General features: G+C 70.3%; 14 protein-coding genes. 6 read left to right on the top strand and 8 right to left on the bottom strand.

Annotated features, from left to right (window positions below; all coding sequences use genetic code 11):
- Window positions 1-10: 10 nt before the first annotated feature.
- The 8 genes from F0U63_RS19750 to F0U63_RS19715 form a co-directional block, all read right to left on the bottom strand.
- Complete coding sequence (locus tag F0U63_RS19750; RefSeq protein ID WP_395847481.1) at window positions 11-1,024, bottom strand: outer membrane beta-barrel domain-containing protein; 1,014 nt, start codon at window positions 1,022-1,024, stop codon at window positions 11-13.
- A gap of 13 nt (window positions 1,025-1,037) precedes the next feature.
- A complete protein-coding gene (locus F0U63_RS19745; RefSeq protein WP_395847480.1) occupies window positions 1,038-1,853 on the bottom strand; it encodes an outer membrane beta-barrel domain-containing protein in 816 nt (271 codons plus the stop codon).
- A gap of 280 nt (window positions 1,854-2,133) precedes the next feature.
- On the bottom strand, window positions 2,134-2,781 hold the full coding sequence (gene rplC, locus F0U63_RS19740; protein ID WP_395848387.1) for a 50S ribosomal protein L3: 648 nt from the start codon (window positions 2,779-2,781) through the stop codon (window positions 2,134-2,136).
- Between the two features lie 176 nt (window positions 2,782-2,957).
- Window positions 2,958-3,731, bottom strand: coding sequence for a hypothetical protein (locus F0U63_RS19735; RefSeq protein ID WP_395847479.1), 774 nt, complete (start codon window positions 3,729-3,731; stop codon window positions 2,958-2,960).
- Window positions 3,732-3,777: 46 nt separating this feature from the next.
- The gene (locus F0U63_RS19730; protein ID WP_395847478.1) at window positions 3,778-4,173 is read right to left on the bottom strand and encodes a hypothetical protein; all 396 of its coding nucleotides are present in this window, start codon (window positions 4,171-4,173) and stop codon (window positions 3,778-3,780) included.
- A 136-nt stretch (window positions 4,174-4,309) separates the two neighbouring features.
- Window positions 4,310-5,389 carry a HupE/UreJ family protein gene (locus F0U63_RS19725; RefSeq protein ID WP_395847477.1) on the bottom strand — a complete coding sequence of 360 codons (1,080 nt, stop codon included), beginning with the start codon at window positions 5,387-5,389 and terminating at the stop codon, window positions 4,310-4,312.
- A 35-nt stretch (window positions 5,390-5,424) separates the two neighbouring features.
- Complete coding sequence (locus F0U63_RS19720) at window positions 5,425-5,985, bottom strand: hypothetical protein (RefSeq protein WP_395847476.1); 561 nt, start codon at window positions 5,983-5,985, stop codon at window positions 5,425-5,427.
- A 9-nt stretch (window positions 5,986-5,994) separates the two neighbouring features.
- Window positions 5,995-6,150, bottom strand: coding sequence for a lmo0937 family membrane protein (locus F0U63_RS19715; RefSeq protein ID WP_002627494.1), 156 nt, complete (start codon window positions 6,148-6,150; stop codon window positions 5,995-5,997).
- Window positions 6,151-6,419: 269 nt separating this feature from the next.
- On the opposite strand from F0U63_RS19715, the gene F0U63_RS19710 reads away from it, so the two are divergent.
- From F0U63_RS19710 to F0U63_RS19685, 6 genes are all read left to right on the top strand, one after another.
- Entirely contained in the window at window positions 6,420-7,133 is a 714-nt protein-coding gene (locus F0U63_RS19710) for a lytic transglycosylase domain-containing protein (protein WP_395847475.1), read from the top strand.
- 202 nt (window positions 7,134-7,335) lie between these two features.
- On the top strand, window positions 7,336-7,659 hold the full coding sequence (locus F0U63_RS19705) for an STAS domain-containing protein (protein WP_002627496.1): 324 nt from the start codon (window positions 7,336-7,338) through the stop codon (window positions 7,657-7,659).
- Between the two features lie 214 nt (window positions 7,660-7,873).
- On the top strand, window positions 7,874-8,857 hold the full coding sequence (locus F0U63_RS19700; RefSeq protein ID WP_395847474.1) for an AAA family ATPase: 984 nt from the start codon (window positions 7,874-7,876) through the stop codon (window positions 8,855-8,857).
- Between the two features lie 32 nt (window positions 8,858-8,889).
- The gene (locus F0U63_RS19695) at window positions 8,890-9,819 is read left to right on the top strand and encodes a DUF58 domain-containing protein (protein ID WP_395848386.1); all 930 of its coding nucleotides are present in this window, start codon (window positions 8,890-8,892) and stop codon (window positions 9,817-9,819) included.
- Entirely contained in the window at window positions 9,816-11,846 is a 2,031-nt protein-coding gene (locus F0U63_RS19690) for a DUF3488 and DUF4129 domain-containing transglutaminase family protein (RefSeq protein ID WP_395847473.1), read from the top strand. Before F0U63_RS19695 ends, F0U63_RS19690 begins: the two co-directional genes overlap by 4 nt.
- A 350-nt stretch (window positions 11,847-12,196) precedes the next feature.
- The gene (locus F0U63_RS19685) at window positions 12,197-13,096 is read left to right on the top strand and encodes an RNA polymerase factor sigma-32 (RefSeq protein WP_395847472.1); all 900 of its coding nucleotides are present in this window, start codon (window positions 12,197-12,199) and stop codon (window positions 13,094-13,096) included.
- Window positions 13,097-13,148: the final 52 nt, after the last annotated feature.

The following is a 13,148-nucleotide window of genomic DNA, read 5'->3' as shown; positions in this document are numbered from 1 at the left end:
GGCTCGGGCCTCAGAAGAGGTAGGAGAAGCCGGCGTAGAAGCCGAGGTTGTTGAGCACGTCCGACGAGGGGTTGCCGACGAGGTCCTTGCCCAGGACGATGTCCTCGCGCAGGTTCTTGCCCGTCTTCGGATCCACGCCGTCGAAGCGCGAGTACTGGCAGCCACCGCTCAGGGGCAGCGCGCTGAAGGGCTCGCCGGTGCCGCGCGCCTCGTCGAGCCGCGCGAAGTCCTGCTGGTTGCACCCATCCACGCGATCCACGCGCGCGGTGTAGACCAGGTCCCGCAGTTCCAGGCGCAGGGCCATGGAGTCACCGAACTGCACGCGCAGGCCGCCGCCCACCGAGCCGACGAACTTGGTGCCCGTGTCGCCCAGGCGCGCCGGGACGACGGTCCCCACCCCATCCACCTGGTTGGTGACCTGGGGCCGCACGAGCACGCGCGTGGAGCCCACGCCCGCCGCGCCGTTGATCACCACGCTGAACTGCAACAGGTGGTTGTCGTAGAAGGCGAACTTGCCGTAGAGCGGCGTGACTTCCACGCCCGCCTGCGCGCCCCACTGGAGCAGGAGCGCCGTGGCCGCCTGGGCCTGCTCGCGCACCTTGTCGATGAGCTCCAGGTTGAAGGCGCTCTCGTTGGCGTACCAGTTGTACTGGCCGGTGAGCTGCAGGGCGAAGTTCTCCTGCAGGTGGTAGGTGTAGCCGAGCGCGCTGCCGGCGTGCTCGGTGAAGCGGCCATTCACCTGGGGGATGGCCGGGTAGAGGGTGAACTCGTGGCGGCCCGCGTCCGCGAAGCGCTTCTTCTGCACCACGTGCACGGCCACGTTCGGGTTGTGCAGGGGCGCGCCATTGACCAGGCGCTGCGCCTGGGGATCGGCCACCGGCAGCGGCGCGTCCGGGCTGGCGGTGGAGGCCAGCGGGGCATCCGCGGCCCTCACGGGCAGAGGCGCCTGCTCGACGGGAGCCTGGGCCAGGGCCGGCGCGCAGACCGTGGCCAGGAGGAAGGAGAGGAACGAGGTGGGTCGCATGGGATGCGCAGCCTCAGAAGAGGAAGGTGTAACCGAGGTCGAACTGCACCAGGTGCGTGAAGCCGGGGTTGCGCGCGGGCTCGCCACTCTCGCGCCCCGCCTCCCAGTCCTCGCGCACCACGTTCACGCGGTAGCGGTCCGCGAAGATCCAGTCGCGCAGCTCCAGGCGCAGCGCGTGCCGGGGGCCCAGGAAGAAGCGCAGGCCCACCGCGCCGGAGACCACCGGCGCCACGCGCGACTCCACGCGCCAGTAGGACTCGGTGGCGGTGGAGCGATCGGCCACGTCCGTGCGGTTGTCACACACGCCCTGCTCGCGGTCGATCACCTGGCCGCACTGGATGATGGACTGGCGCCGCAGCGAGGCGAGCCCGCCTCCGGCCCACAGGTAGGCCTGGAAGTGCGCCGTCGCGTCGGCCAGCAGGGACAGCTTGCCGTAGATGGGGGCCCAACGCGCGCCCACCACGCCGTGCGCGCCCATCTGCCACATGTCCGCCAGCTCGTCGGTGAGCTGCTTGTCGTCGCGGGCGAGGAAGCTCTCGGAGATGGAGCGGGCCAGCCCCGTCTGCCGGCTGAGCGCGTAGCCGACGCGCGCCTCGAGGGCGAACGACTCGACGAAGTTGTAGGCGAGCGCGGCGTTCAGGTTGTAGTGCGCCGTGAGGTACTCACGCGCCGGCAGGCCCACCGCGAGCGACAGCTCCAGGTGTTGCTGGGGCGAGTAGAGGCGGTGGCGCACGGCGGCGGGATCCAACACCTGCTGCTGCGCCGAGGCGCTCAGTGCCGTGAGCACCAGGGCCAGCGAGACGAAACGAAGAGGAAGGCGTGAAGTCATAAGTCCGGATGGCGCAACCATGTGGGCATGGCTCCGCGTGAGGGCAAGAGAGTCAACCTCGCGGGGAGGAGCTTTCACACACCCAGCACGCGCACCGCTCGCTGGCCAACGTTTGGCGGCCCGTTCCGGAGCCCGGAAACACGAACGCCCCGCCCGGTGGGAAGACCGGAGCGGGGCGTCGAGGAAGGCCCTGTGGCGGTGCCTGGAGGCTCGGTAGGACGAGTGACCCGGCCCTCCCCGGCATACGAGGAGGGAGCACACACAGGGCGGTACGGCGGGACTACTTGCCGGCGCGGGCGGCCTTGTGCTTCTCGCGCAGCGCGACCTTGATGCTCGGGCGCACGACGATGAGGCCGTCGTTGTGGCCGGGGACGGCGCCCTTGACGAGCAGCAGGCCCTTCTCCACGTCCACGTCCACCACGGTCAGGTTCTGGGTGGTGACCTGCTCCACGCCGTAGTGACCGGGCAGCTTCTTGTTGGGGTACACGCGGCCAGGCGTCTTACGCTGACCGATGGCGCCCGGGTGCCGGCGGTACTCGTGGGTGCCGCGCGTGGCCGTCTGCGAGCCCTTGAACTTCCAGCGCTTCATGACGCCCTGGAAGCCACGGCCCTTGGTGATGCCCGTGACGTCCACGAGCTGGCCCTTGGTGAACAGGTCCGCCTTCACGGCGTCGCCCACGTTGAAGCCCGCGGCCTCCTCCGCGCTCACCCGGAACTCCTTCAGGTGGCGGCGCAGCGGCACGTTGGCCTTCTTGAAGAAGCCCAGCTGCGGCTTGTTCAGGCTCGTCTCGCGCAGCTCGCCAAAGCCCAGCGTCACCGCCGAGTACTGATCCTTCTCGGGGGTGCGCTTGCCCACGACCGTACAGGTGTTGACGTCGATCACCGTCACGGGAACGAGGTTTCCCTCCTCGTTCCACACCTGGGTCATCCCAATCTTCTTGCCAATCAGACCCTTCACGTCGTCCTCACAGCTCGCGCGTCAGCGCGCGAAAACATCAATGATTTCAGCAGTTTGCGTCCGAATTCCCATTCCCCGGACGCCAGGAAGCGGCGCAATGTAGCAGCTTGCCCCCCCTGGTCAAGCACGGTGGGAGGGCCCGGCCCTCACTTTGCGCGATCCAACCGGGGGTAGAAGGCGGAGAGCTGCGCGTCGGCGATGCGCTGGGCGTACACGTCCTCGCCGAGCAGGAACAGCGCCTGATCCAGATAATCTTCCGCGGCCTGCACCTCGCCCTCCTTCTGGGCGATCTGCTGATCCAGATCGGCCAGGGACGCATCGACGCTCTCCTTGCGGGCGAGCATCTCGTCCTCGAGGGCGAGGATGCGCTTGTGGGCGATGATGCCGGGAGCGCCGGGCTGCCCGGGCTTGGGCGTGAGGGCCAGCTCCACGTCCCGCTCCAGGGTCTCCACCTCGCGCGTCAGGCGCATGGCCTGCAGGCGGTTCTTCTTGATGTTGTCGCGCGAGAGGGAGAGCTTGGACTCGTCCCGGGTGGTGAGCTCCAGGTCGGCGTGCTTCTTCTCCATCTTCTTGAGCGCGTCCTGGGCGTAGCGCAGATCGGCGCGGCGGCTGGACAGCGTCTTGCGGAGGGTCTTCGTCTCCCCCTCCACGGCGTCCACCGCCTTCTTCCACTTCTGGACGATCTCCCCCTGGACGGCGCGCATGCGCTCGTACTCGGCGAGGTAGTCCTGCCAGGCGGCGTCCTCGTCGTTGAGCTGCGCCTCGAGCGCGGCCAGTTCATCGCGCCGGGCCACCAGGGCCTGCTCGGCGCGATAGACCCGATCCATGGTGCGCGGACAGTTGGGTTTGCCCGCGAGCCGGTCCCTCGCGAGGTCCCCCAACTGGAAGATCAAATCGTCATAGCTGTCGGCCTTGGCCATGCCCGCCGTTTTACGCCCAAGGCGAGCGGGCTGTCAGCAAGCTCGGTTACTCGGCGGGAGCGGCGGCCGCCAGCTGGGACTCGCTCACGGCGGCCTGGGCGGCGCCCTCGGCGAGCGCGAGCAGCTCCCGGGAGCGATCCTGCTCCTCGGTGCGGTTGAGCTCGCAGACCCAGGCGCTGGAGAGGTCGGCGTGCTGGCGGGCCAGCTCGGCGGTGGCCTCGTAGCGGGCGGCGGAGGCGCGGGCGAAGGCGCCCTCGCGGCGCAGCTCGCGCACCGTGTCGTCGTCGAGCGTGATGTCCTCGGGGGGCACGGGCAGCGGACCCCGGCCGAGCGCGGCCAGGCGGGCCAGCAGCCGCGAGGCATGCGCCCGGCAGAAGGCGGCAAGCACCATCAGACGGGCCCGTCCCCTGCTGTCACCCAGCCGCTCGGCGAGCATCGTCATGCGCCGTGCGGATACCACTTCGGATTCCCATGCCGCGGCCAGTGCTGCAGCCAGACGGGTGTGCCTCGCGCCCATAATCCCTCCCCATGTACCAGCCCCTACCCGGTTTCGAAGCTATGAACGGGTTCCCCAGGATTCAACCGATCGGAGCCAAACCCCGCTCCAGCAACCAGTAGAGCGCCGTCAGCCCGAGCAGGACTGACAGGAAGCGGACGGCGCGCCGGTGCCACGCGGGCCGGCGTTGGAGCATGCGCAGCAGCGGCAGCAGCACGGCGACGACGGCCGCCTGGCCCAGCTCCACGCCGAGGTTGAAACCGAACAGCCCGCCCACCACCGAGTCCCCCAGGCCATAGCCCGTCAACACGCTGGCGAAGCCCAGGCCGTGCACCAGACCGAAGAGGAAGGTGACGGCCACGCGGTGGCGGGGCGCGCGCCGCACGAGGTTCTCCCCCGCCACCCAGAGAATGGAGGCGGCGATGGAGGCCTCCACCCAGCGCGTGCGCACCTCGTCCAGGGGGAACCAGCCCAGCGCGGTGGCCCCGAGCGTGAGGGAATGCGCCACGGTGAAGGCCGTCACCAGCAGCAGCACCCGCCGCGTGCTCCCCCCCACGAGCAGCACCGCCAGCAGGAACGCCAGATGATCCGGCCCGCCGAGGATGTGCGTGACGCCGAGCCCCACCCAGCCAGCGAGCCCCGTGGACGCCTCCTCGGCGGAGTCCTCCGTGGACACCACGAGCGTGGGCTGGGCGGCGTCGGCGAAGCGCTGTCCCCGCTCGCCCTGGACGAGGCTGCCGAGCACCACCCGGTAGCCTGACGGCAGCACGGCGAGCAGCGTGAAGCGCTGGCGCAGCTCACCCGGCGCGCACGAGAAGGTGGCTCCGAGTTCCACGAAGGACTCGCGCACCCAGGCGCGCTGGGCGGTGCGGGCGCAGGGCTGGCCGCCGGCGCTCAGGGGAATGGCGTCCCAGAAGCCCACCGCCAGGGCCCGCTCGCGCGCGTCGAGATCCGCCTGGCTCAGCACGCCGTCCCCGTCCGCGTCCGCGGGCAGCAGGCGCGCGAGCGTGTCCGCCGTGAGGGTGATGCGCTCGCGCACCTCGGCCCCCCTGGCCTCGGGACGCCAGAGCTGCGCATAGAGGATGTCCGCGTCGTGCGCGCCCGCTCCACCCGCGAGCAGGCACAGGACGAGGGCCGCCGCCCACCGGGCCGTCCACCACATGGGTCCGGCAGCCTGCCCGCGCGGGCCGGGGCCGTCTACTCCTCGATGAACTCCAGGTGGACCTGCTGCCGGCCGCTCAGCCCCCCGTGGCGGGTGCCACAGCGCGGGCAGAAGAGGGGCCCGTCCCAGTCCCAGTGCGCCTTGACCTCCTCGCCACAGCACACGAGCGGCAGTGCCCGCAAATCATCCACGTCCGGGGCCATGGGACCCGGCAGGGCGGGCGGCCTGACACTCACGAAGGTGGGCCGCGGGTTGTCCGCAAGCGTGCGCGACACGTGCGCGAGCTGCTCGTAGCGCACGTGGTTGGCCCAGGCGCGCGCCACGCTCTCCACGTGGGCCTGCTGCGCGGCGGTGAGCCACTCGTCCCCCGCGGCCCGGTGGCCACAATAGAGACACCACGCGTCGGGCACCTCGTCGAAGCTCTCGTGCGCGTTCTCGAACGGAAAGAGCGACGCGAGCCGCCTCTGGAGGATGTTCCCGTCGTGCGCGCACGGCCGCGTCTTGAAGTCACGCTGGCAGCGCGGACACTCCCTGCGCACGAAGCCGCCCCCGTCCCGGGACAGCTCCACCAGGCAGATGTCGGGCACCTCCTTCATACGGCCTCCTCAGGCCATGGAGCCACGGCCCCGCTGCGCCACCGCCAGCAGCAGCGCCACCATGGAGAAGAGGAGCAACAGATGCACCCAGGCTCCCTCGGTGGAACCACTGATGGATCCGACGATCCACAGCACGAACAGGATGGCACTCATCGTCCAGTACACGCCGCCCACTCCTCTCCCAGGTTCACACGACTGCGCGCAAAGCTGGGGTGCCGGAGCGATGGGGGCAACCCCTCCTTTCAACAGCCCTTCCGGAGGTCAACGGACCGCTCCGGTAGACCTTTTTTCTGGAGGGGAAGCTCCTACCTCGGCCCCATTTCGAGTGATTCCGCGAGGTTGGCGGATGGCACGGTGACTGCTTTGAACGCCGGGCATCTGCCACATGGGACACGTGGCCTGGGTTGGCACGTGTGGGGAAGAGGGTTGACGATATGAAGGGTTGGGCGGCGGCGCTGATGGTGGTGGGGTCGATGGTGGGTCCGGTCGCGGAGGCGTTCCAGCCTTACTTCCCGGGAGAGAAGAGCCCGGAGATGGTGGAGCTGAGAGCGCGGCTGGCCGAGCGCGCGGTTCAGTTCGAGCAGATGGAGGAAGAGGCGGCGCTCTACGCCGAGGCGGAGGCGCTGGGCATCACCACGGCGGTGCAGGCCTCGCAGCTCCCCCCGCGCCAGCAGCGGCGCCTGGCGATGGCGATCGTCCGCGAGGCGCGCGCCAACGGGTTGGATCCGCTCCTAGTGGTGGCGGTCATCCACTGCGAGAGTTCCTTCAACAACTACGCGGTGTCGGGCGTGGGCGCCATGGGACTCATGCAGGTAATGCCAGACACGGGCAGCTATCTGGCGGACAAGGCGGGCTTCAAACTGCAGCGCCACTCCAACCTGTTTGATTCGGAATTGAACATCGAGTTGGGAACGGCCTACCTGGCCAACCTCATCGAGCGCTTCGGCACGCCGGAGCGCGCCCTGGTTGCCTACAACGCGGGCCCCACCCAGGCGCGGAAGATCCTCGCCCAGAGCGGCGCGCGCGAGCGCTTCCTCGCGGGCTACCCCGCCAAGGTGATGCGCGAGTTCCGCAACCTGAAGGCGCAGCGCTCGCGCGAGCTGACCCGGCGCGAGGCCCAGAAGAAGCCCGTGAACGGGCCGGGGTGATGGGTAGAGAACAGTGCGTGCGCTCGGTGCACGACACTGACTCGGAATTCCCTCCGGCTGACTGCCCTTTCCAGGATTTCAGATGCACTCTCCGCAGTGACTCTTGTGCGCCGGGGTGGGCGGTTCCACTCCGGGCCGGACGTACCCGACACGCGCCGGTTTCCCAGGGAAACGCACGCGGCATCGATGGAGAGACACACTCATGGTGGGACTGGAAATTCACCAGGAAGAACGCGCAGGCCGTCTGACGCTGCGTCTGACCGGAACGCTGGACAACCAGACCGCCCTGCTCCTGCGCCAGTCGCTGGACACGCTGGGCTCGAGAGAAGTGGAGTTGGATTTCACGCACCTGCGCGAGTTCCGTGACTCAGCGGTGGGGGTGCTGACGAACGGACTGGTGGACCGCAAGGTGCGCCTGCGCGGCCTGGCCGGGCATCACCAGCGCATGTTCCGCTACTTCGGGTTGAGCATGGGCGAGGCGTCCTCGTCGCGCGCCTACTACACCCCGGAAGAAGTGCTCGCCTGAAGTCCTGTCGTCGGGAATGAGCCGCGGGATGGGAGGGGGAGAACCCCTCCCGCGCCCGCCTCCCCTCCCTTCCGGCAACCCCTCCGGAAGAGCAACACCTCCCCGCCAGGCACCTTGTCTCCTCCCCTCTGCGTCCAGGCGGACATGCCCGTGGCCTCGGGTTGTCGAGACAGGCGTTCAGGAGTCGTCGGACTGGGGTAGAGTGGGTCCCCCGATGAACTCCCCAGCTCGAGCAACCCCTGCCCTTTCCTCTCCGGCGGCCGCGAGATCCGCGCTGGAGCAGGTGGCCGCGAATCTGTCCCTGGCCGTGCGGGGCAAGGAGAAGGAAGTCCGCCTCGCCGTCACCTGCGTGGCCGCGGGGGGCCATCTGCTGCTCGAGGACGTGCCCGGAGTGGGAAAGACCACGCTGGTGGAGGCCCTCGCCCGCTCCTTCGCCCTGTCGCTGTCGCGCGTGCAGTTCACCGCGGACCTGATGCCGGCCGACATCCTCGGCGCGCAGATCTTCCACGCCGCCACGGCCTCGTTCTCCTTCCGGCCCGGCCCCATCTTCCGCCAGCTCGTGCTGGCCGATGAGCTCAACCGCGCGCCGCCGCGCACCCAGTCCGCGCTGCTGGAGGCCATGGCCCAGGGCCAGGTCTCCCTCGACGGCGTCACCCACCCGCTGCCCCGCCCCTTCACGGTGGTGGCCACGCAGAACCCGGTGGACTTCTCCGGCACCTATCCCCTGCCGGACTCGCAACTGGACCGCTTCCTCATGCGCCTGTCGTTGGGCCACCCGGCGCCCGACGTGGAGGCGCGTCTGCTGGTGCTCGCGCGCGACGCCGCCACGGCCGGTGCAGTGGTGGAGCCGGTGAGCTCGGCCGAGGCGCTCAACGGGCTGCGCGCCCAGGTGGCCGCCCAGCGCCTGGACGACACCGTGGCCGACTACGTGGTGCGCCTGGCGCACGCCACGCGCTCGCACGGCGACATCGAGCGTGGCGCCTCCACGCGCGCCGTGCTGGCGCTGGGCATGGCCGCCCGGGCCCACGCCCTCTGGGAGGCGCGGGACTTCGTGACGCCCGGAGACGTGCGCGCGGTGCTCGGGCCGTGCCTGGCCCACCGGCTGCTCCTGCGCAGCGCCAACCAGGGCACCTACACGCGCGACGAGGCGCTCCACCTCATCGAGGAGATCGCCCGGAAGGTGCCGGCGCCCCGGTGAGCCCGTCCCGCACTCCCTCGCCGTGGCGGCGGTTGCGCGCCACGCTCCGGCCGCCGCGCACCCTCAAGGTGACGGGCATGGGCCGCACCTATCTGGTGGTGACGCTGGGCGTGGGCTTGGGCGCGCTCAACACCGGCAACAACCTGCTCTACCTGGTGCTCGGCCTGCTGCTGAGCGTCATCATCCTCTCCGGCGTGCTGTCCGAGCGCTGCCTGCGCGACCTGTCCGTGCGGCGCGTGGGCAGCGAGGGCGCCTTCGCGGGCGAGCCCTTCGCCTTCCGCTGGGCTCTCACCCGCCAGAAGGGGCATGCCTTCGCCCTCACCCTGTCCGAGGTGGACGTGCCCCTCACCGGCGAGGGTGGCGTGGGCCACCTGCCCGCGGGCGTGGAGCACGTGGTGCGCGCGGATCTCACCGCGCCCCGGCGCGGGCCGGTGAAGCTCGTGGGCGTGCGCGTCACCACCACCTGGCCACTGGGCCTGTTCGCCAAGACGCGCGTCTTCCCCCTGCCGGGCACGCTGCTCGTCTTCCCCCGGCGGGGCTTCGCCTGTGCCTCCCCCGAGGACGCGGCGACGGGCCACGTGGGCGAGGCGCACCACCCCCACCGGTTGGATGGCACGGGGGACGTGGCGGGCCTGCGCGAACTGGGCGAGGGCGAGGATGCCCGGCGCGTGCACTGGCTCAAGAGTGCCTCGGTGGGCAAGCTGCTCAAGGTGGAGCGCGAGCGCGAGGAGCGGCGCACCTATGTGCTCGAGGTGCGCGCCGGACTGGCCGAGGAGGCGCTGGAGCGGCGGTGCGAGGAGGTGGCCGAGCAGGCCCACCGGCTGCTCGAGGCCGGCCACGAGGTGGGGCTGGAGCTGCCCGGCCAGCGGCTGCGGCCGGGCGCGGGCAGTGGCCAGGAGCGCCTGCTCTTGCGTGCCCTGGCGTGGGTGGGCTTCGAGGAGCAGCGCGAGGAGGCGGCATGAGGCGACCCCTGCGATTGCGGCTCGTGTTGAGGGATCTGAGCACGGCGGCGGCCTTCGCCTCCATGGCCATCTCCAGCCAGGTGCCCGTGTGGACCATGGTCCTCTTCGCGCTGGCGCTGATCGTGGCGTTGACGGGCCGGCGCCCCCTGGCGCGCGCGCCCCGGCTCACGGCGCTGCTGCTCTTGCCCGTGGCGGGCGTACTCTACTTCGCGGTCTCCGCGGGGCAGATGGACCTGGTGGTGGCCGCCTGCTCCTTCGCGGGCATCGTCGCCGCCCAGCGGTTGCTCTCCGAGAGCAGCGCCGCCACGGACGGCCAGGTGCTGCTCGTCGGCCTGTTGATGATCGCCGGCGGCGCGGCGCTCTCCGGTGAGCTCGTCTTCGCGCTGTGCCTGCTCGCCTTCGCGGTGCTCGCGAGCCTGTCGCTGGGGCTGGCCGTGGTGGAGGCGGCGGTGCCCCCGGGCGAGCCGGTCCCGGTGCGCGCGGTGATGCGTCCGCTCGCACGCGGCACCTCCCTGGCCGTGGTGGGCGCGCTGCTCTTCTTCATCCTCATTCCACGCCTCAACTGGAACATGGGCGTGCGCCGCGCCACGCCGGGACTGGGCACCGCCACCAGTGGCTTCTCCGACACGGTGCGCCTGGGCGGCTCGGGTACCCTCAAGAGCAATCCCCGCGTCGTGCTGCGCGCCCGGCTGACGCCGGACCCGGTGCAGACCGAGCACCTGTCGGCCTATTGGGTGGGCCGCACCTACGACACCTTCGATGGCCAGGAGTGGTCGACGATCGGCGCGGCCAAGCAGCGCCACCGCACGCGCGTGACGCTGCGTCCGGGCGCGGACAAGCAGGTGTACCAGCGCATCGAGCTCTTGCCCGCCTACGGTAGCCGCACGCTCATCGCCCTGGAGACGCCCGCCAAGCTGGGCAATGCCCTGATGCACACGCCCACCGGTGATCGGCGCACCCGGCTGCAGGAGCTGGGCGGAGACGAGCTGCGCTTCGTGGATGACGGGCTCGGCTATTCCTATGAGGTGTACAGCCTGCCGCCCGGCACGGACACGGATCCCGGCCGGATGAACCAGACGGAGGCGGATCAGCTGCTGGCGCTGCCGGAGAACCTGGATCCCCGGGTGGAGCAGCTGGCGCGGCAGGTGGTGGGTGACGAGAAGGATCCCCTCGCGGCGGCCCAGAAGCTGTCCGCCTGGATGCAGCGCGAGTACCAGTACACGCTGGAGCTGAGCGGGGACCTGGCGGATCCGCTGATCGACTTCCTCTTCGTGCGCAAGGCGGGCCACTGCGAGCACTTCGCCACGGCGCTCACGTTGATGCTGCGCACCCTGGGCTTCGAGTCCCGGCTCGCCACGGGCTTCTTCGGCGGCGAGCGCGTGGGGGAGGAGTACATCGTCCGCGCGGGCGACGCCCACGCCTGGACGCACGTGCTGGTGCCCGGGCGTGGCTTCATCACCGTGGACTCCACGCCGCCCGCGTTCCGCCCCAACCAGTCCCTTCAAATCCTCGAGTCGCTCATCTCGTTCTACGAGGCCATCGAGGGCATCTGGCGTACGTCCGTGGTGGACTACTCGTTCCGGGATCAGCTCGACTTCATGCGCGGCCTGTCTCGCCCCCCGCGCGACCCCTCCTCCGGCGAGCAGCGGCCCTCGGGCCCGCCGGCCCGTGCCTGGTGGACGGCGGGGCTCGTGGCGCTGGGCGTCTACGGCTTCGTGCGCTACCTGTCGCGGCGTCCCCGGCGCTCGCCCCTGGGAGAGGCCACGCGCCTGGTGGACGCCGTGGAGCGCCAGCTCACGCGCGCCGGCCTGCCTCCCCGCGAGGGCGAGACGCTCGAGGACGTGTCCGCGCGCTTCACCCGCGACGCGCACCCGCTCGGCCCCACGCTCGCGCCGCTCACCCGCCGCTACCTGGAGGCCCGCTTCGGCCAGCGCCCGCTCGAGTCCGGTGAGCGCGCCCGGATGCTCGAGGACCTGCGGCGCGCGCTCGATACCTGGCGTCAGGGCTCGCGCTCCAACGCCCCCTGAAGCACCACCACGCCCGGCTCGCCCTCCTCCGCCCGCTCGCCCTCCGATGGGGCGGGTGTGACGGGGGCGCTGGCCGCGCGTGCCGCCTTTATTACCCCTGGGAAAACACGAAGCGACATGTGGCGGCATCGCTTGCCAGGAGGGATGGGCCCGGACCTGTAACGCTTACGGACTGCCTTCCGGGGCGGGTCGGGGGGGCTCGGCCAAGTATCCGTTGTGACTGATGAATTCTCGCGTGGAGGTGTGGCACGCACGTTGCTCTACGCCCTACACGTCCGGTTGTCGTTTGACAGGAAAACCTACCTCTTTTCACCGGCCTCCCAGCGAGGGGGGCCCTTCGGAGACACACCATGCAGCTCTCCACGGAACAGTCGTCCAACTCCGGCTCGCTGGCGATGTACCTCTCGGAGATCAACCAGTACGCCCTGCTCAAGGTCGAGGAGGAGCAGGCGCTGGCGCGCGGCTTCCTGCAGGGAGATCTCGCCGCGGGCCACAAGCTGGTGACGAGCAACCTGCGCTTCGTGGTGAAGGTCGCCTACGAGTACCGCTCCTACGGCATCAAGATGTCCGACCTCATCCAGGAGGGGAACATCGGCCTGATGAAGGCGGTGCAGAAGTTCGATCCCGACAAGGGCATCCGCCTCATCTCGTACGCGGTGTGGTGGATCCGCGCGTACATCCAGAACTACATCCTCAAGAGCTGGAGCCTGGTGAAGCTCGGGACCACGCAGGCCCAGCGCAAGCTCTTCTTCTCGCTCGCGCGCACGCGCCGGGAGCTGGAGAAGTTCGGCACGTTGGACGGCTCGGTGGTGAACGTGGAGGAGATCGCCCGCAAGCTCAACGTGAAGGCCACCGAGGTGCGCGAGATGGAGCAGCGCATGGGCGGGCGGGATTTGTCGCTGGACGCGCCCATGGGCGAGGAGGGCGGCAACAGCCACGTGGACTTCGTGGCGAGCGAGTCCACCTCCCAGGATGACGAGTTCGCGGACCGCGAGGAGGCGGGCCTCATCAACACGCGCGTGCGCACGGCGCTCATGCGCCTGGATCCGCGCGAGCGCTTCATCATCGAGCAGCGCGTGATGAACGAGCGCCCGATGACGCTCAAGGAGCTGGGCGAGCACTTCGGCTTCTCGCGCGAGCGCGCGCGCCAGCTGGAGATCCGCGCCAAGGACAAGCTCAAGGCGGAGCTGGCGGCGCTGATGGCCGAGGTGGATCCGGACTCCGGCGAGGCGGCCGCGCAGCAGCAGTAGGCCAGGCGCGCGAACGGCACAAGCCATCCGGGGCGCCTTCACCGCGAGCGGC

Origin of the sequence: Cystobacter fuscus, from assembly GCF_044360685.1 — a bacterium.
GTDB lineage: Bacteria > Myxococcota > Myxococcia > Myxococcales > Myxococcaceae > Cystobacter > Cystobacter fuscus_C.
Note: the sequence above shows the minus strand (reverse complement) of the source record. Positions and strands in the feature narration are given on the sequence as shown.

Coding starts and splice junctions, on each gene's coding strand:
- F0U63_RS19690 (WP_395847473.1), top strand. CDS start 9,816: ATGAGGCGACCCCTGCGATTGCGGCTCGTGTTGAGGGATCTGAGCACG.
- F0U63_RS19685 (WP_395847472.1), top strand. CDS start 12,197: ATGCAGCTCTCCACGGAACAGTCGTCCAACTCCGGCTCGCTGGCGATG.
- F0U63_RS19725 (WP_395847477.1), bottom strand. CDS start 5,389: ATGTGGTGGACGGCCCGGTGGGCGGCGGCCCTCGTCCTGTGCCTGCTC.
- F0U63_RS19730 (WP_395847478.1), bottom strand. CDS start 4,173: ATGACGATGCTCGCCGAGCGGCTGGGTGACAGCAGGGGACGGGCCCGT.
- rplC (WP_395848387.1), bottom strand. CDS start 2,781: ATGACCCAGGTGTGGAACGAGGAGGGAAACCTCGTTCCCGTGACGGTG.
- F0U63_RS19710 (WP_395847475.1), top strand. CDS start 6,420: ATGAAGGGTTGGGCGGCGGCGCTGATGGTGGTGGGGTCGATGGTGGGT.
- F0U63_RS19745 (WP_395847480.1), bottom strand. CDS start 1,853: ATGACTTCACGCCTTCCTCTTCGTTTCGTCTCGCTGGCCCTGGTGCTC.
- F0U63_RS19735 (WP_395847479.1), bottom strand. CDS start 3,731: ATGGCCAAGGCCGACAGCTATGACGATTTGATCTTCCAGTTGGGGGAC.
- F0U63_RS19705 (WP_002627496.1), top strand. CDS start 7,336: ATGGTGGGACTGGAAATTCACCAGGAAGAACGCGCAGGCCGTCTGACG.
- F0U63_RS19750 (WP_395847481.1), bottom strand. CDS start 1,024: ATGCGACCCACCTCGTTCCTCTCCTTCCTCCTGGCCACGGTCTGCGCG.
- F0U63_RS19720 (WP_395847476.1), bottom strand. CDS start 5,985: ATGAAGGAGGTGCCCGACATCTGCCTGGTGGAGCTGTCCCGGGACGGG.
- F0U63_RS19700 (WP_395847474.1), top strand. CDS start 7,874: ATGAACTCCCCAGCTCGAGCAACCCCTGCCCTTTCCTCTCCGGCGGCC.